Genomic DNA, 17494 nt, shown 5'->3' on the forward strand with positions numbered 1-17494 from the left:
ACCGACGCCAATTGCAACGCACGCAATCGCCGTGACTATCAATTTAACGTGAATTTGAATCGAACGATACTTTCGGGAACGGTAAACGATAGCGCACTTACATGGACTATCGTTTCGAGCGCTCGGATATGTCACGACGATCAGCATCCACGAAGGCCATCGGCGTCTGTACCCACTGTGGCGCGTTCCACGCCGTTCGCAAACGCCCGAACGGCACCGTTTATGCGATTGGATCTCCGCAGGGCTGTCACTGTGGCGGGACGGAATTTAGTCTCCTCGAGGAGTGATCGAACGCCCCGCCATAGTTTGTGGCCCGCTCGAGTCGACCGCCCCACTATCGTCCGAGCCCGCTCGAAGGAGGTAACTGAACACGCTTATGCACGAGAGTTCTCTCGATACAGCTATGAACGATCGAACGGGGCGTCTCGAGTACACTCGAACGGAACTCGAAAACGCACCGACGACCAGAACGCGCGAGTACGAAAACGCCGATCTGGAGTCCGTTCATCGGAGGATCGAGGATCGTCTCGAAAATCGTTCCGAAGCGGGCGAACTCGAGGGCACCGAAGGGAGCGAGCGAGCGCCGCCGAGTAGCGTTCGATCCGAACTCACTGCTGTCGAGACGAGTGATGGTGTCCGCACGGCGGAGGGACGACTCTCCGCTATCGTCGATACCGCCGCGTATACCTCCCGTTCGTTTCGGTACAAACCGCGCGGACCCCACGGTGCCATGGCGATCATCGTCGGATTGATCGTTGCGCTGCCGACGATCTTCATTTCCCTGCTCCTCTCACTGTTCGGGTACTCCCTGTACCGATCGGAACGCGACGGAGAGATTCCGTTACGACGGTGGGAGTCGATCGACGTCCTCGTCACCGAATCGGCGAGTACCGAGACGGGAGCCGAAACCGACGGCCGCCCCGCGTCGGCCGTTCACGCAATCGGGGCAACGGAATCGTTCGTCGGTGTCGATACCGATCGACTCGTCGAGCTTCCCTGGGCCCACCGAAAGGCGATCGTCATGCAAGTCGAAGAGTGGTCGAAACAGGCACTGCAGGAAACCCCCGCGACCAGAAACGACGAAGACGTCTTCTTCGATTATCTGACGATGTGGCTCAAACGGAAGGCGAAAACGGACGTCGAGACCGTCGAATCCCTGCAGGCCGAAGTCGTTCGCGACCCGGCGGCTCGACGGGCATACACCGAGCGCGCTCTGGGCGAATCGGCCGAGCTCGAGGCCGAAGCAGGTAACGGAGACGCGCTACTCGCAGTCCTCGAGGACGGGCAGTAAGCGCGTTCGAACCAGGGCGATGATTGCGGTTCGTCTCCCGTTTACGGCACCATCACACGGCGACACCGTGTTGGGTTCTGGATCGATTTCTCGAGTTAATCGGCGTCTGTGCCCTCTCAGTTAGCGATGTAACTACTGAGCGTCCACCTGGAACAGCGATACTGTGGGATTCGAACCGAACTCAGACGTACTCGCTCACTTCGTTCGCTGTGTGCGACTGGGGGGTGCAAGAATCCCGCCACGCCTGTGCAGCCGAGCCACAGAGTGGCGAGCGAACCGGCATGGCGGGATTCGAACCACCTGAACTTCGCTCGCTATTGCTCGCTCGTTCCGTCGTTCAGGAATTCCGGGCCCCTTGCGGTCACTCACATTCGTTCGCGACCACAACGGGCGTGGCGGGATTCGAACCACGGTCGGAGCAAAGCTCCTCCCTGATTCGAATCCCGTTCCCGTCCGCTCTTCACGTCCGTTCGTCGCGGACGGGCGTGGCGGGATTCGAACCCACGATCAGAAGGTTAGGAACCTCCTGCCCTCTCCGCTAGGCCACACGCCCTACTCGAAAAAAGCGTTAGTTCGCCTCGGTTTCCGTGTCGGTTTCGACCTCGGCGTCCGTCTCGTCTTCGGACGTCACGGGTTCGGTGTCGACGAATTCCGAGTCCTCGTCCTCGTCTTCGATATCGTCGTAGGTACCCGTTTCGCGCATTTCCTCGAGTTCAGTTTCGACCTTTTCACGCCCTTTCTGGAATTCACCCATCGCCTCGCCCGTCGATCGAGCCAGCTTTGGAATCTTGTTTGCTCCGAAGAGCAAAATCGCGATGAAAAGGATCACTAATAGTTCCGTCCCCCCTGGAATGGGAGCAAACAGCGGTGCAATTTCGATTGCCATCTCTATGCGTGGCTTATCCGCTGGCAATTATAACCTTTTTGGACGACGCAGCTAGGCAAAAAACGGCTGAATTAGCGGTTCAGAAGACAGTGTCGGGGTACGACGCCTCGGGTCTCCTTTAAGATAGTGTCGAGCAAAGCGGTACGATTGTGCAATCTCACCGGCTGTGCCTCGCGGAAAAGACAGCGGGGCCGAGCTCGTTCTCCGAATCGAGACTGTCTGGGGAACGAAACTGTCTTTCCCTTCACGGTCTAAACTCCGGTGATGCCAGAAACCGGTGACACTGCACCAGACTTTACAGCACCGCTCGCCAACGGCGACATCGACTCCATCACGCTCTCGGACGCTCTCGAGAACGACGCACCGGTCGTCCTCGCGTTCTTCCCCGGCGCGTTCACCGGCGTCTGTACGGCCGAGATGTGTACGTTCCAGGACCGTCTCTCGGCGTTCGAGGACGTCGATGCGACGGTCTACGGAGTCAGCGTCGACTCCCCGTTCTCGCTCAACGAGTTCCGCGATCAGAACGACCTCTCGTTCGGCCTGATCAGCGACTTCGAAAAGGAGATCATCGACGACTACGACATCCGCATGGACTTCGAGGATCTCGGCGTCTACGGCGTCGCCAAACGCTCCGTCTTCGTGGTCAACAGTGACGGCGAAATCACCTACTCGTGGGTTACCGACGATCCGGGCGTCGAGCCGGAGTACGCCGAAGTCGAAGACGCGGTCGCTGACGCCTCCTGATCGACGCGGTCAGCCGCCCGAGACCGTTCGATCTCGACTTTCAGTAGCGTTCGAACCGTCGGAGGGCTTTTTTACTCCGCAGCCGACCACAGTGTATGAGCGAATCTTCACCTGCTGAGGACCCTCGCCGCGTCTACACCCCCGACAGGGATCACAATTTTCCTGACGAGAAGTGCAACGCAGTTCTCGAGTTTATCAAATCGGACGAAGAAATTCAGACCTACCTCGAGGCCCAGAACGTCAACGCGGTCGACAGGAAGCGATACAACGACCACGGTGCGAAACACATCGAGATCGTTCGCAACCGGGCACTCTGTCTGTACGATCTGCTCAAAGCCGGCGATGTCGATTTCAACGGCGCGCGCCAGCAAGGTCTCGACGAAGCGGACGAATCGGTGATCATCACCCTCGCCGCGACGCTCCACGACGTCGGTCACGTCGTTCACCGAGACCAACACGCCTATTACTCGATCCCGCTCGCGGCGGACATACTCGATCGGGTGCTTCCCGAGTTTTACGACGTCGCCGACAGCGTTCGTATGAAAGGCGAGATTCTCCACGCGATCATCTGTCACCACACCGCCGAAACGCCGCTGACGACCGAGGGCGGAATCATCCGCGTCGCGGACGCCCTCGACATGGAACGCGGGCGCTCGAGGATCCCCTACGAACAAGGTGGGCGCGGGATCAACACGCTCTCGAGTCAGGCGATCAAGCGCGTCTCGTTACACGAGGGCGATAGTCGGCCGGTCATGGTCGAAATCGCGATGACGAACGCCGCCGGCGTCTACCAGGTTGACAACCTCCTGAAAGCCAAACTCCGCGGGTCCGGACTCGAAGACCACATTCGCATCGTCGCGGTCAACACGAACGAAAACCACGAACAACTCGTCGAACGGATCGAACTGTAAATCCCTGCTCTCTCATTTTTCGGCGAACGTCTCCAATGTCCCCGAGACGTCGTGATACCATCCCGAATAGCGGGCAAAAACAGAATGCTGGGGCCTGCGGACTCGTGTACTTGGACCTACAGACCCTTGCTGGGACTACAGGCCGTGGCGGACTCGATTCGACTGTCGCCTGCAGAAATCCACTACTACGTCACCCGAGTCGATAGACGCCGTCGACCTTCTCGAGATGGCCGCGCTTTCGAAGCGTCTTGGTGATCGAAAGGACGGTCCCTTTATCGAGTCGAAGCCGGTCGCACAGCTCGTCGGCGGTCGCAGTTTCCCACGTTGCGACGGATAGGTAGACGAGTTTTGATTGGCCGGAGTCGATGTCGGTCGGAATCCGGACCGCTGTCGAGTCGTCCTCGAGTTGCGATTGGGTGCTCATACACGACACTCATGCAATCGACGATTATCAAACTATGTTACGACAGTTGTCGAAGTCTCGGGTCGCAGCGAGCGGGTCGAAAATTGAAACCGGCTTTATGAGCCCGTATACCGTGAAAACTGTCTCAGCAGTCGTAGAGCAATTGTCGTTTTCAATGATGGATCGTGAAAAACCGAGAACGGCGACGCGTCGATTCGATCTCGCCAGTCGCTCAACACGATATCTGCAGCCTTCGACAGGCCCTCTCTGCAACAAAAAGTGAAACCGCGTGACTACGTCAGTAGCTCCGAACCTTCGGTTCGTACTTCTTGTCCTCACCCTCGAGGATGACCGGTCGGTACCAGATCGACGGTTTGCCCGCGTTCCAGGAGACCAACGTGTGTTTGAGCCAGTTTTCATCGTCTCGCGTCTGGTTTTCTTGCCGCCAGTGGGCACCGCGGAACTCGTTTCGAACGAGCGCGCCGAGTGCGATCGTCTCGGCGACGTCGATCAGGTTCCGGGTCTCGTAGGTCATCTGCAGGTCGGTGTTGAACGTTTTCGAGGGATCCGCGACGTAGACGTCGCGGTACTCCTCGCGGCACTCGCGGATGATCTCGAGGGCCTGTTTGATCCCCTCTTCGGTTCGGAAGACGTTGACGTAGTCCGTCATCGCCTTCTGAAGTTTGGATCGGATTTCCGCGTGCTGAACGCCGTCGTCTTTGTTCATAAGCCGATCGACGCGCTCGGATTCCGTTTCGACGGCGCGCTCGAGAGCGCCCTCGGCGTCGGCAATCTGACCGGAGCCGTCGGCCGCGACGTCGTCGCCGATCGGCTCGAGGCCGGCCGAACCCGGCTGGACCGGGAATTCGGTGTCGTCTTCCTCTTCGACCGCATCGGTGTATCCGGTCTCGATTTCGGCCTCACCGAGGTCGCCACCCGCCGCGTGGTAGCCGGCTCGTTTGCCGAAGACGATCAGTTCGGGCAGCGCGTTTCCGCCCAGGCGGTTCGCGCCGTGGACCGAGACGCAGGCACATTCGCCCGCTGCGTAGAGCCCGCTAACGCAGGTTTCTCCGTTTTCGTCGGTCTCGATTCCGCCCATCGCGTAGTGCTGGCCGGGTTTGACCGGCATCGGTTCAACCAATCCGTCAGCACCTTCGAAGTCCTCCGCGAGGTGGAGGATGTTCTCCAGACGATCGATAATCCGCTCCTCGCCGAGGTGGCGCATGTCGAGGTGGACGTACTCGTCTTCGACGCCGCGGCCCTCGCTGACTTCCGTCAGCTCCGCGCGGGCGACGACATCCCGAGAGGCGAGTTCGCCGTCGTTGTTCGCGTAGCCGTGTTCGAACATGAACCGCTCTCCCTCGTTGTTGTAGAGGATACCGCCTTCGCCCCGGACACCCTCCGAGAGGAGCACGCCCGTCGAGGGAAGCGTGGTCGGGTGGAACTGGATGAACTCCATGTCCTCGACCGGAACGCCCGCTCGGTAGGCCATCGCGTGACCGTCGCCGGTACACGAGACCGCGTTGGTCGTGTGATCGAAGGCCTGACCGGGACCCCCAGTTGCGAGGATAACGCCGTCGTTCGCCTTGAAGCCCTCAATCTGTCCCGACTGGACGTCGTAGCCGACGACGCCGTGACAGGTTCGATCGTTCGGATCCGGCTCGTCGGAGGTCGCGAGGTTCATCACGTACCACTCGTCGTAGACCTGGATCCCTCGTTTGACGACCTGCTCGTACATCGTGTGGAGCAGGTGGTGTCCCGTCTCCGCACCTGCGTAGGTGGTTCGCGGGAAGGAGAGACCGCCGAACGGTCGCTGTGAGACGCGTCCGTCGTCCTCTCGAGAGAAGGGGAGACCCCAGTGCTCGAGGGTGATAGTCTCCTCGGGTGCATCCTGAGCGAGGGTCTCAACGGCTGGTGCGTCGCCCAGATAGTCCGACCCCTTCATCGTGTCGTAGGCGTGGAGTTCCCAGTCGTCGCCCTCACGGAGCGCCGCGTTGATACCGCCCTCTGCCGCGCCGGTGTGGCTCCGAACTGGGTGAAGCTTCGTGACCATCGCCACGTCCGCCCCCGCTTCGTTCGCCGCGACCGCAGCCCGGAGACCGGCACCGCCCGCACCGACCACGATAACGTCGTGTTCGTACATAGTTATTACCAGAATTTCAGGTTTTTCTTGACTGCCTCACGTTTGAGCTCCTGAATGTGCTCCGTGAGTGGGATGTCTTTCGGACACACTTCGGTGCAGGAGAACTGGGTCTGACAGCGCCAGACGCCGTGTTCCTGCTCTAAGATCCGAAGTCGGTGCTCCTTGATCTCTTCGTCCTCGCGCTCGTCCATCGCGAACTTGTACGCTTTGTTGATCGCGGCCGGACCGAGATACTGGTTGTCCCCGGCGGCGATGTTACACGAGGACATACACGCGCCACACCAGATACAGCGCGTGGACATCTTGACCTTCTCGCGGTTCTCGCGAGGCTGTCGTTGTTCCTCGAGTTCGCCCTCCGGCAGGTCCTCCTGCTGGAAGTACGGCTCGACGGCGTGCATCTGGTCGTAGAAGTGATCCATGTCGACGACCAGATCCTTGACGACCTCTTGATGTGGAAGCGGTTCGATGCGAACCGGCTGTTGGAGGTCCGAAATCTGGGTCTTGCAACCGAGTTGTTGCGAGCCGTTGATGAAGAAGGCGTCCGATCCACAGATCGCCTGCCGACAGGAGTGACGGAAGGTTAGCGACGAGTCGAACTCATCGCGCGCGAAGATCAGCGCGTCGAGGACGGTCATCCCCTTCTCGAAGGGGACGTGAAACTCGTCGAACCGAGGTTCCTGCTTTCCGCTTACTTCCGGGTCGTAGCGAAAGACCTTCAGGTGAACCGACTCGCCTTCGACGTCGGATTCGTCGACCGACTCTTCCTCGGCCAGCCCCTGTTCTTTTTTCTCGAGTCGCTCTTGCTGTGGCGACTGCTGTCCCTTCATTTCGGGATCTTTCGGTGCCTCTTGCGTTTCGGGTTGTTCTTGCTGTTGTGTACTCATTAGACGCTCACCCCGGCCATGACGATCGCAACGTAGATACCCTGGGCGACGAGTGCGACACCCGAGAGGGTCAAGACGGCGAAGACGACCTTTTTCGGGGTGCCGGAGAGTCCCTGGTTGACCAGCGCGTTGTAGATGCCGTTGATGCCGTGGAACGCGGCCGTGATCAGGAACAATACCATCGTCAGGAAGTATCCGACGTTTTCCATTCGCGCTTGGGTCCCCGCGAAGGTAACCTCTGCGGCGTGATTGACGAAGTGCAACTGGAAGAAGTGAAACGCCAGAACGACGATCAAGAACGCCGCGGTGATCCGCTGGAGCAACCAGCCGGTTCCGCCGGGCGTGAACGAAGAGTAGCGCTCTGCCATTAGAAACCCACCCCCTGAAGGAACGTCGGTACGCTCGCGACGGTAATGACGCCCGTCAATATCAGGGAGGCGTAGAAGCTCTTGTCCTGCGAATCGAGACCGATTCCCAGATCAACCATCAGGAGTCGTACTCCGTTCAAGATGTGGAAGACTGCGACCGCGAGCAGTCCGACTTCCAGTACTCGAATAATAAAGAGGCTCTCGAGTCCCTGGATCGTCCCCGTGTAGACGTTTACCTCCTCTCCGGCAAGCATCATCATCTGTCCATCCGCTGCACCGATTGCTGTGCTCAATACGGCGATGTGGGTAAACAGGTAGCCGATAAGCATCCACCCGGTGAACTTGTGAAAAATCCACGCCCACATCCCGGCCGAGAACTCCTTCCACCGACCGAAGTCCTCGATGAGACCGCGATTGTAAGACTGACTCATACACTCATGTGGTGGGTTAGCCTGCGGGGGTATAGAAGTTACTTCTTTGATTCCGAGGCAGGGACGGAAACGGGCAAAACACAACTCGGGCGAGAATGAATCCAAACCATCCCGGCTGCAAAACCGTTCCCGGGCAGACGGAGAGTTAGTTACGGATTAGGGAGAAGTCACGAATCACTCGAGGTGGCTCAACAGCGGATCGTCGTTGGTTCGCTCGCGCTCTAAGGCGGTACGAGTCTCCGGCTCGAGGCCGACGAGGTGACAGAGCGGGTTACCGGGATAGACCACGGGGTTCTCGAGAACCCCGACGATGAGGCCGGTGAACGGCGCTTCGACGAAGACGATGTCTTCTTCTTCTTTGAACGGATCCGTGATCGTACAGATCACGTCACCCTCCTGGACGAGTTCGCCGCGGCCGTGTTTCATGTCGACCATTCCGCCGGCGTCGGCGCGCAGCCACGTCTTTTCGTCGGTATCGTCGATGAGGATCCGCCAGCCGGGCCAATGAACGGACGAATCCTGGTGGAGTCCGAACTCGGCGAGTACGCTCGCGACGCCCGTCAGCGCGCGGTCGATGAGCGAGCGCTGGAATCGATGGGCTTCGCCCATCTCGATGGTGATCGTCGGAACCCCGGCATCCGTCGCTTCTCGTCGCAACGTTCCCGAGGGTCCCTGTCCGTCGATGATAACGTTCGAACTGAACGCGTTGGCGAGCCGGACGATATCGTCGTACTCCATATCCGCGCGGACGTGGAGCATGTTCGTCCGGCCTCGAGTCGACGTGTGAAAGTCTAGCCCGAGATCACAGGGTTCGATGAAGTTCGTAAAAATCTGGTGGGCCATCCGCCGAGCGCTGGTCGATCCGTCTCGGCCCGGAAACGAGCGATTGAGATCTCGGTCGTAGATCGGGAGGTACCGTTCCTGAGCCAAGAACCCGGGAACGTTCATGACGGGGAGACAAATGAGCGTCCCGTGGAGTTCCGTGTGATCCCAGTCGTGGGCGACTTCTCGAACCACTTCGATGCCGTTGAGTTCGTCGCCGTGGGCCGCCGCCGAGAGGAACACCGTCGGACCGGGGTATTGGCCGTTGACTACCGTCACGGGGATTCGAACGGGATCGCCGAGGTACGTTTCGCTGATGCCGTATCTGATGTTTACGGACTCGCCGGGGTCGACCCGACCACCGTTGTACGTGAAAACGTTGTTCGAACTGTCGTCGTCCGCATTGCCATCGGGCGGTTCGTCCGCTCGAGTGCCGGTCATGGTACCCCAGTCGGTTCCTAGTATAAAACGTCTACCGCTGTCCGAAGCCGCTCGCGAAATTTTCCATCGATGGCATATGTTTTGTACGAGGGCATGCTACTGGAGGACATGGACCTTCGTGAGGCGACCGAAGCCGACGTCGATGAGATCCGAGAGATCGCCCGAGCCTCGCTCAATTCGTTGTATACTAACTTTCTATCCGAGGAAACGATCGACGACGCGCTCGAGCAGTGGTACGGAGACTCGTTCGTCGAGGACCTAACCGACGAACACACCCTGTTCATCGTCGTCGAACGCGACGGTGAACTCGTGGCGTTCTCCCAGAGCGTGTTGGTCGGCCAGCGCTACGGCACCGGTCAACTGCTCTGGTTGCACGTTCACCCGGACTACCGCGGGAGCGGCGTAGGCGTTCGATTGCTCGTTCGAACGCGCGAGTTGCTCCTCGATGAAGGTGCGGATCAGGTCCGTTGTTTCGTCCTCGCGGACAACGAGGGCGGAAACCAGTTCTACGAGGATCACGGCTTCGAACAAGCCGGTCAGCGCGAGGTCGAAATCGGCGACGAAACGTTCACCGAGAACGTCTACGTCGAGGCCGAGATCGAGAGCGACGAGGAGTGGGACGCCGTCGATCAACTCGAAATCGACGGCGAGAACGTCTACGTAAGCTACGGCGAAGCGGCCCGCGGATCGAAATCACCGTTTTACTCCGCTTACGGGACCGACGAGTTCGAGGAACGATACGGCTGGCTCTGTGGCAACTGCGACTCGATCGACAACGCGATGGACACCATGGGCCGAATCGAGTGTAACAATTGCGGAAACCGTCGGAAAGCGACTCGGTGGGACGCCTCGTATCTATAGGTTACCGGACTACTTCTCCTCGCTTGGGCTGTAGGCGTTGCGTGTTCGCAGGTTCAAGAAATCAACCCGACTTCCGGTCGGTCCATCAGTTATCGTGGGAGTTCAATGTAGTACGATATTTCTGACTGTTGTCAGTCCATTACAATTGTCCGATCCGGACTGTGTTTCTCTATATCGATCGACCACCGGCTGGTTCAGGACGACATCTGACGGCTGGTTTACAACTGGATCGTTCGGCTGGGTCACGACTGCGTCGTACCGAACTCCACGAACTAATGAAAATATATTTGATACATGGATAGACAGGAGCACATCGTCCGAGGATTCAAAGCGACGCTCGTCGCTCGAGCCGTCTACATGGTCTCGAGCGCGCTGTTGATGCTCGTTCTCGCGAGGTATCTGCTCGACCCGGAAGGGTACGGCGAACTCTACTGGGCGATCGGCATTCTGGCGGTCGTGCAATTGTTCGCCGATGTCGGTCTCGGAAAGTCTGCGGCGAGATACGTCGCAGAGTACCGAGAAGACGATCCCGGGCAGATACCGCACTTGTTGCAGACGACCGTCGCGGCAAAACTCATCGTGATCGCTATCGTCGCGTACACGCTCTTGCTCTTTCACGACCAGATCGCAGTCGCGCTCGGCGATCCGGGAGCCGCGCCGTTTCTCGCGGCTGGCGTTGTCTACATCACAGTCAACTCTTTCAACGTCTTCGCACAGATCGTCTTTCAGGGGTACAATCAGCTCGTTTACAGCGCCGCGGTCCAAGCCATTGGCGGGGCTGCTCGGTTGGTTTTCGCCGTTGCTTTTGTCCTCGCCGGACTCGGTGCCCTCGGGGCGTTCTTCGGATACATCGTCGGTTACGCGATTGCAGCGGTGGTCGGCCTCGCGATCTTGTACTACAAATTCTATCTCCCGACCGAAGCCGCAGACGAGTACGAAGACGGACTTTCGCGTCGCTTGCTCGAGTACAGCGTGCCGTTGACGGCGACTCGAAGCGCGAACGTGATCGACAAGCAGATAGACATCGTCCTCGTCGGCTTCTTTCTCAACCCGGTCGCGGTCGCCTTCTACACGCTCGCCAAACAGATAACGGACTTCGTTCTCGCCCCGGCGGAGTCGCTGGGGTTTACGATTTCGCCGAACTTCGGGGAGCAGAAAGCCGCCGGGCAACTCGAGGATGCGCGTCAAATCTACGAAATGGCGCTGACGAACGCGATGTTACTCTACGTGCCCGCGGCGGTCGGACTCGCGCTGGTCGCGGAACCGTTCATGACGATGGTGTTCGGAAACGACTACGCGGGTGCCGTGCCGGTTATGCAGATCCTCTGTCTGTTCATCGTCCTGCAGGCGGTTACGAACCTCACGAGCGACAGTTTGGATTACCTCGGGCGCGCTCGGGCCCGCGCGATTGCGAAAGGCGCGACATCGATCGCGAATCTGGGGCTCAACATCGCGCTTATTCCGACGATCGGCGTCGTCGGAGCCGCGTTCGCGACGATCATAACGCACACCGTCTACGTGCTGGTCAACCTCTACATCGTTCACAGCGAACTGTCGCTCCGGCTCGGATCGCTTGCCCGCTCCTTCGGTAGTATCTGTGCAATCACAGGGGTAATGGCCGTTGCGGTCCTGCTGGTTACACCGTTGATATCGAGTCTGGTCATGCTGTTTGCAGCTATCTCGCTCGGTGTCGTCACCTGGGCCGTGCTCGCTATCGCGAGCGGCTTGCTCAACCCACGTCAGGTCCGATCGCTCGTCACGTGACGATCGGCGTCCGATAGATCGTTCGAATATCAACAAAGCGGTATCTAACCTCGAGACGATTTTTAATGGACGGAAAGACTATAAACGCTTTTGCAGGTAGTTACCGTTTTCCGAGTATGACTACTACGGATTCTGTCACGGTAGGAGTACTGAGCCTCCACACGAGTAAGGAAACGAAAGCGATACTCAACGCAGTCGAAGCACTCGGACACGGAACCGAGTGGCTGCGCGAGGAAAACACGAGCGTTCGGGTCGAGGATGGGACAGTCGTCCTCGAGCCCGAAGTCGACATCATCGCGAACCGAATGCTGCTCTCTAATACGGAACAACCCTGCGAGGAACTCGGCCTCATCAACACGTTCTCTCAGCTGGTTCCGATGCTCAACAGCCCCAAGTCGGTCCTTACCGCGATCCACAAACTCTCGACTGCGGGAGCCCTCGCCGCGAACGACGTTCGAGTTCCGAACGTCTTGCTCGCGCTGAGTAGCGACCGCCTCAACGCCTCGCGACACGACTACGGCGAGGAAGCGGTGTACAAGACGGCGATCGGAACCCACGGAGGCGGCACGTGGAAAGTCGGCCCCGACGATGCGGTCAACGCGAAAGTCGGTGATCGCTACGCGTTCTTGCAGGAACTCATCGGCGAACAGGACCAGCCGAACCGCGATCTGCGCGTCTACGTCGTCGACGGGGAGATTATCGGTGCGATGTACCGGTACGCACCGGACAACGACTGGCGAACGAACGTTGCCCTCGGCGGAAACGTCGAAGACGCCACGGACGACCTTCCCGAGAGCGCACGGGAGATGGCGATACAGTCCGCAAACGCCATCGATCTCGACTACGCGGGCGTCGACCTCGTCGAGGGCGACGACGGCTGGTACGTTCTCGAAGTGAACCCGACTGCCGGATTCAAGGGCCTACACGAAGCCACCCACATTAGTCCGGCACCGCATATCGCGAAACTCGCCATCGAACGAGCCGGCGGATCCGTCGACGACGAACGCGTCGAAGAGCTCAGCCGGACACTCGACGATACCGAACCGTCGGCGCGTCCGCCCGAGAAACCGGTGGCCAACGGCGAGCCGGCGACTATCGGCTACACCGAGGAAATCATCCTCTCGGGGACGAGCGGTTCGAAATCGGTTCTCGCAAAATCGGACACGGGAGCGACGCGCACGAGTATCGATACCAGTCTCGCCGCGGATATCGGTGCTGGACCGATCAAATCGGTCACTCGAGTGAAGTCGGGAAGTTCGAAAACGTCGAAGAGCCGCCCCGTGGTCGACATCGTCGTCGGCGTGGGTGGAAACCGCCATACGGTCACCGCGAGCGTCGAGGACCGCAGTCACATGGATTACCCCGTCCTCCTCGGCCGCGACATCCTGGAGAACTACCGCGTGGACGTGAGCAAACGGATCGATCGAGACGCGGCTGATACGCCCGAAGAAGAGGAAGAGTAAGGGCAATACCGATCTCGAGAGACGTAACGGACGGACTACTCGTTTATCGACCACCGCATATCCTGTTCTCTCACCCCTCGCGTATCGACCACCACTTCTGTTATTGCGTTCGGACGCGAAACTGCGAACGTGTGAGTGATCGTCGAACGGAGAGTGACCGCTGTCTCATGTGTACAACAGCGTTGGACGGATCGGCCGCCGAACCGATCACCGAGCCGTCAACCGAAACGGGTTCCGGCGATCTGTTTTGTTCAACCGGTTGTAGCGATGTCTACGACGAACTCGGTGTACCCGCCGAACGCACTAGCGCTACCGATGCCGGCGATACTACCGAAGAAGACGATCCAGCGGACGGAGGGAACGACGACCGGAGCGGAAACGAGATCGTTCGAACGTTCTTCCGCGTCGACGGGATGCACTCCGCGACGTGTGAATCGTTTCTGGAATCCGTCGCCGCGTCCCGCGACGGCGTCGAAGACGTCGCCGCGAGCTACGTAACGGAGTCAGTTCGAGTCGATCACGATCCCGCTCGTCTCTCGAGATCCGAACTTCGAGACGCGCTGAGCGGGGTCGGCTATACTGCGTATCGTCGTTCGGCGGCAACTGATGATCCGCCAACGGCGGGTGGGTGCGCTGATTCGACGGGTGGCACCCAGCGCTCGCGCGAGATGACCGGCCTCCGGAAACGCCGAACCGAAGATATGCTCGAGGTGCGCTACATCGTGGGCATCGTCTTCGGGACGTTTCTGTTGGTCCCCTACGTTGCGATCCTGTATCCGGTGTATCTCGCGTCGGTCACCGATTGGGGGATGCTATACCTGTACGAGGACGCCTTCACGAACCTCGAGGGACTGCTGTTTCTCCCCCCGTTCTTCGTGTTGACCGGTGCCGTTCTCTACTTGACCGGGATGCCCCTCCTGCGCGGGTCGTACGTCAGCCTCAAACTGCGGCGACCGAACACGCACCTTTTGGCGGCGCTCACGATAACTTGTGCGTACGTATATGGCACGCTATCGTTCCTTCTCGGGGGAAACGACGTGTACTACGATCTCACGATCATCGTCGCGGCAGTTGTGATGGCCGCGGTGTTCTACGAGGCGACGATCAAACGGCGAGCGATGAACCGACTGACCGAACTCACAGTTTCACAGGTGAACGAGGCCCGTCTGATCGAACCGGACGGGACGAGCGAGGTTCCCGTCGAGGAACTCGAGTCCGGAGACCGGGTGCTCGTTCGACGAGGCGAACGGATCCCCGTCGACGGCGTCCTGCTCGAGAGCCCGTGTACGGTGGACGAAGCGGTCGTCACCGGAGAATCGCTTCCCGTTTCGAAAGCGTCCGGCGACCGCGTCATCGGCGGCTCGGTCGTCACGAACGACGCCGCGGTCGTCCGGACGGGAGCGCGGACGACGAGTAGCATCGATCGACTGACGCAGGCCGTCTGGAACGTCCAGAGCGCGGATCACGGTGTCCAGCGACGGGCGGACAAACTCGCCGCGGTCCTCGTTCCGGTCGTCTGTGTCGCCGCCGTCGTCGTGGCCCTGGCGCACTTCGTTCTCGGAGCCAGTACGGCGACGATTTCGATGGCCGTCCTCCTGACCGGTATCGCCGCCAGCCCGTGGGCGATCGGCTTCGCGGCACCGATATCGGTCGCCTCGAGCATTCGAGACGCGACGGAACGCGGGATCATCGTCTTCGACGAGTCCGTCTTCGAACGGCTCCGCGACGTCGACGTCGTCGTCTTCGACAAAACGGGGACGCTCACGACCGGCGACATGACTGTGCTCGAGGCGGACGCTCCGGAATCGGTCCTGCAAGCCGCCGGACTGGTGGAACGTCGAGCTTCACACCCCGCAGCGGCGGCTATCGAGGCCGAGTTCGCGACAGGGTCGATAGCTCGAGAAGACGCCTCGAGACGACCCGGCGGCGGCTCCACTGACGAGCAACCGAACGAAAGCGAACGGCGAGTTCGCGACTTTCGAAGCCACGACACCGGCGTCGAGGGAACCGTCGATGGACGCACGGTACTCGTCGGCCATCCTTCTCTCTTCCGGGAACGAGGATGGGATCTCGACGAGCGACTCGAGGCTCGAGCCTCGAGCGCCCGAGAGTTCGGGCGGCTCCCCGTCGTCGTCGGCTCCGACGGGCGCGCAGAGGGAATCGTGATCGTCGGCGACGAACCCAGAGACGAGTGGGACGAAACGGCCTCCAAACTGAGCGATAACGGTATCGAGGTCGTGGTTCTCACCGGGGACGACGAAGCCGCGACCGACTTCTTCGATCGACATCCGGGCGTCGATCGGGTGTTCACGGGCGTTCCGCCGGCCGGAAAGACCGCGACGATCCAGTCTCTGCAAGACGAGAACTGCGTGGCGATGGTCGGGGACGGGACGAACGACGCCCCGGCGCTCGCCGAGGCTGACCTCGGCATCGCGCTGGGGAGCGGTACCGCGTTGGCCTCCGACGCGGCGGATCTGACGATCGTCGACGACGACCTGACCGCTGTCGAGCGGGCGTTCGCCCTGTCGACCGCCGCAGGTCGGCGCGTCACGCAGAACCTCGGGCTGGCACTGGTCTACAACGCGCTCGTGATTCCGTTGGCGGCGATTGGAGCGTTGAATCCGCTGTTCGCGACGACGGCCGTCGCGGCGAGCACGCTTCTCATCGCCGCGAACTCGTCGCGATCACTCCTCGAACAGTAGGCCGATTACTCCGCGGACCGGATTACTTCGCGGGCTAGATTATTCTGCAGATTCGTACTCGGCCCAAATATACCGCGTTGCGACAGATCGATACGGCCGCCACCGCTCGGCGATTTCACGCATTTCCGCTCGAGTCATCTCCGTGCCGTCACCGTACAGTTGTTCGATCCCGCGACGAACGGCGAGGTCGCCCAGCGGAAGGATATCCGGCCGTTCGAGGACGAACAGTAAGAACATTCGCGCCGTCCAATCACCGATTCCCTTGATCTCGGTGAGTTGATCGACGACTTCGTCGGCGGAGTGGTTCTGAAATCCCGCTCTCGAATAATCGTTTTCCTGAAACGCTCGAGCGGCGTTTTGCACGTACTCGACTTTCATTCCCGACAGTCCCGCATCCCGTAGCGCGGCTTTGTCCGCGGCGAGCACTCGAGCCGGCGTCACCTCGTCCTCGAGGAGGTCGAACACCCGCTTTCGAACGGCGGCCGCACTCGCCGTCGAGAGTTGCTGGTTGATAATGGAAATACAGAGGCGCTCGTAGGCCGTCCAGTCCGGTTCGATGTACGGATCGTGTTTGTCGACTATTTCCGCCATGACGGGATCCTGCCGCAGTACCTGTTCTGCTTCCTCCATCATCTGTGGTGAAACGGTTGGAGGGGTTGAGAAGCCAAATATGTCTCGGTAGCCGTTCCACTGCGGAGTGAGACGGGAGGAACGAGCGAGCCCACGAGTAACCGAACGATGTGGGATCTCGGTACCCCCGACTGCGTCGGATCACGATGAATCCGAACGATCGACTAGGAGAGGCATCGAACTTTTCAGCGAGAACCTCGTCGTCGAAGACGAATGCAACCGGTCGTTCACCTCGTCGTCGGCTACATCTGTTACGCCGCGTTTACGAGATGGCGCGACGGTCGAGCCCCGACGGAAGCGGGCGCGCTCGCTGCCGTCGTCGGTGCGGCGCTGGCCGACCTGATCGACAAGCCACTCGCCGCGGCCGGTGTGGTGCCGGTCGGACGAACGATCGGCCACTCGCTGCTTTTTGCCGTTCCGCTTATCGCCCTCGTCTGGGTGCTTGCCAAACGGTTCGACAGGAACGTACTCGGCGTGGCCTTCGCTGTCGGATATCTCTCACACATCGCGACGGATATCCCCTGGCACCTCGTTTCGGGGGACTACCACGAACTGGGTTTCCTTCTCTGGCCGATAACCGACATGCCGCCCTATACCGGCGTGAAGCCGCTCGGCACAGTTGCGGGCGTCGAGGTGACGACGCTCTGGCTCGAGGGGATCATCTTCGTCTTCGGTATCGGCCTCTGGTTGTCCGACGGAAGGCCGGGGATCGAGCCGATTCGTCGACGGCTCTTCGGATGAGAACACGCC

17 protein-coding genes and 1 tRNA gene are annotated in these 17494 nt (G+C 60.0%); 9 read left to right on the top strand and 9 right to left on the bottom strand.

Going from position 1 to position 17494, the window contains the following annotated elements; genetic code table 11:
* Positions 1–128 precede the first annotated feature (128 nt).
* Both ACZ5C7_RS13630 and ACZ5C7_RS13635 read left to right on the top strand, forming a co-directional pair.
* Positions 129–287: a hypothetical protein gene (locus ACZ5C7_RS13630; RefSeq protein ID WP_464376843.1), complete on the top strand. Its 159-nt coding sequence runs from the start codon at positions 129–131 to the stop codon at positions 285–287.
* Positions 288–403: 116 nt separating this feature from the next.
* Positions 404–1291 carry a hypothetical protein gene (locus tag ACZ5C7_RS13635; RefSeq protein WP_464376844.1) on the top strand — a complete coding sequence of 296 codons (888 nt, stop codon included), beginning with the start codon at positions 404–406 and terminating at the stop codon, positions 1289–1291.
* Positions 1292–1771: 480 nt separating this feature from the next.
* Here ACZ5C7_RS13635 and ACZ5C7_RS13640 read toward each other — a convergent pair.
* Together ACZ5C7_RS13640 and ACZ5C7_RS13645 are read right to left on the bottom strand one after the other, a co-directional pair.
* A tRNA-Arg gene (locus ACZ5C7_RS13640) sits at positions 1772–1844 on the bottom strand.
* 15 nt (positions 1845–1859) lie between these two features.
* Positions 1860–2177 (bottom strand): twin-arginine translocase TatA/TatE family subunit, encoded by a 318-nt coding sequence (locus ACZ5C7_RS13645; RefSeq protein WP_464376845.1) that lies wholly within the window; start codon positions 2175–2177, stop codon positions 1860–1862.
* 264 nt (positions 2178–2441) lie between these two features.
* Here ACZ5C7_RS13645 and ACZ5C7_RS13650 point away from each other — a divergent pair, with 264 nt between their 5' ends.
* Positions 2442–2921, top strand: coding sequence for a redoxin domain-containing protein (locus tag ACZ5C7_RS13650; RefSeq protein ID WP_464376846.1), 480 nt, complete (start codon positions 2442–2444; stop codon positions 2919–2921).
* A gap of 95 nt (positions 2922–3016) precedes the next feature.
* Positions 3017–3832, top strand: a complete 816-nt coding sequence (locus tag ACZ5C7_RS13655; protein WP_464376847.1) for an HD domain-containing protein — start codon at positions 3017–3019, stop codon at positions 3830–3832.
* 190 nt (positions 3833–4022) lie between these two features.
* Here ACZ5C7_RS13655 and ACZ5C7_RS13660 read toward each other — a convergent pair whose 3' ends face one another.
* The 6 genes from ACZ5C7_RS13660 to ACZ5C7_RS13685 form a co-directional block, all read right to left on the bottom strand.
* Entirely contained in the window at positions 4023–4256 is a 234-nt protein-coding gene (locus ACZ5C7_RS13660) for a MarR family transcriptional regulator (RefSeq protein ID WP_464376848.1), read from the bottom strand.
* A gap of 277 nt (positions 4257–4533) precedes the next feature.
* Positions 4534–6378 (bottom strand): FAD-binding protein, encoded by a 1845-nt coding sequence (locus ACZ5C7_RS13665; protein ID WP_464376849.1) that lies wholly within the window; start codon positions 6376–6378, stop codon positions 4534–4536.
* Between the two features lie 5 nt (positions 6379–6383).
* Complete coding sequence (locus ACZ5C7_RS13670) at positions 6384–7262, bottom strand: succinate dehydrogenase/fumarate reductase iron-sulfur subunit (RefSeq protein WP_464376850.1); 879 nt, start codon at positions 7260–7262, stop codon at positions 6384–6386.
* Positions 7262–7630 (bottom strand): succinate dehydrogenase/fumarate reductase transmembrane subunit, encoded by a 369-nt coding sequence (locus ACZ5C7_RS13675; RefSeq protein ID WP_464376851.1) that lies wholly within the window; start codon positions 7628–7630, stop codon positions 7262–7264. Before ACZ5C7_RS13675 ends, ACZ5C7_RS13670 begins: the two co-directional genes overlap by 1 nt.
* Positions 7630–8061: a succinate dehydrogenase, cytochrome b556 subunit gene (sdhC, locus tag ACZ5C7_RS13680; protein ID WP_283834227.1), complete on the bottom strand. Its 432-nt coding sequence runs from the start codon at positions 8059–8061 to the stop codon at positions 7630–7632. Before sdhC ends, ACZ5C7_RS13675 begins: the two co-directional genes overlap by 1 nt.
* Positions 8062–8235: 174 nt before the next feature.
* Complete coding sequence (locus tag ACZ5C7_RS13685; RefSeq protein WP_464376852.1) at positions 8236–9324, bottom strand: succinylglutamate desuccinylase/aspartoacylase family protein; 1089 nt, start codon at positions 9322–9324, stop codon at positions 8236–8238.
* Positions 9325–9432: 108 nt separating this feature from the next.
* Here ACZ5C7_RS13685 and ACZ5C7_RS13690 point away from each other — a divergent pair, with 108 nt between their 5' ends.
* The 4 genes from ACZ5C7_RS13690 (at position 9433) to ACZ5C7_RS13705 (ending at position 16114) form a co-directional block, all read left to right on the top strand.
* Positions 9433–10185: a GNAT family N-acetyltransferase gene (locus ACZ5C7_RS13690; protein ID WP_464378450.1), complete on the top strand. Its 753-nt coding sequence runs from the start codon at positions 9433–9435 to the stop codon at positions 10183–10185.
* 294 nt (positions 10186–10479) lie between these two features.
* Positions 10480–11949: a flippase gene (locus ACZ5C7_RS13695; RefSeq protein ID WP_464376853.1), complete on the top strand. Its 1470-nt coding sequence runs from the start codon at positions 10480–10482 to the stop codon at positions 11947–11949.
* 116 nt (positions 11950–12065) lie between these two features.
* Entirely contained in the window at positions 12066–13412 is a 1347-nt protein-coding gene (locus ACZ5C7_RS13700) for an ATP-grasp domain-containing protein (RefSeq protein WP_464376854.1), read from the top strand.
* A gap of 167 nt (positions 13413–13579) precedes the next feature.
* Positions 13580–16114 (top strand): heavy metal translocating P-type ATPase, encoded by a 2535-nt coding sequence (locus ACZ5C7_RS13705; RefSeq protein ID WP_464376855.1) that lies wholly within the window; start codon positions 13580–13582, stop codon positions 16112–16114.
* Positions 16115–16153: 39 nt separating this feature from the next.
* Here ACZ5C7_RS13705 and ACZ5C7_RS13710 read toward each other — a convergent pair whose 3' ends face one another.
* The gene (locus ACZ5C7_RS13710) at positions 16154–16747 is read right to left on the bottom strand and encodes a DNA-3-methyladenine glycosylase family protein (protein ID WP_464376856.1); all 594 of its coding nucleotides are present in this window, start codon (positions 16745–16747) and stop codon (positions 16154–16156) included.
* 210 nt (positions 16748–16957) lie between these two features.
* On the opposite strand from ACZ5C7_RS13710, the gene ACZ5C7_RS13715 reads away from it, so the two are divergent.
* On the top strand, positions 16958–17485 hold the full coding sequence (locus ACZ5C7_RS13715; protein WP_464376857.1) for a metal-dependent hydrolase: 528 nt from the start codon (positions 16958–16960) through the stop codon (positions 17483–17485).
* Positions 17486–17494: the final 9 nt, after the last annotated feature.

It is taken from the genome of Halostagnicola alkaliphila, from assembly GCF_055379965.1.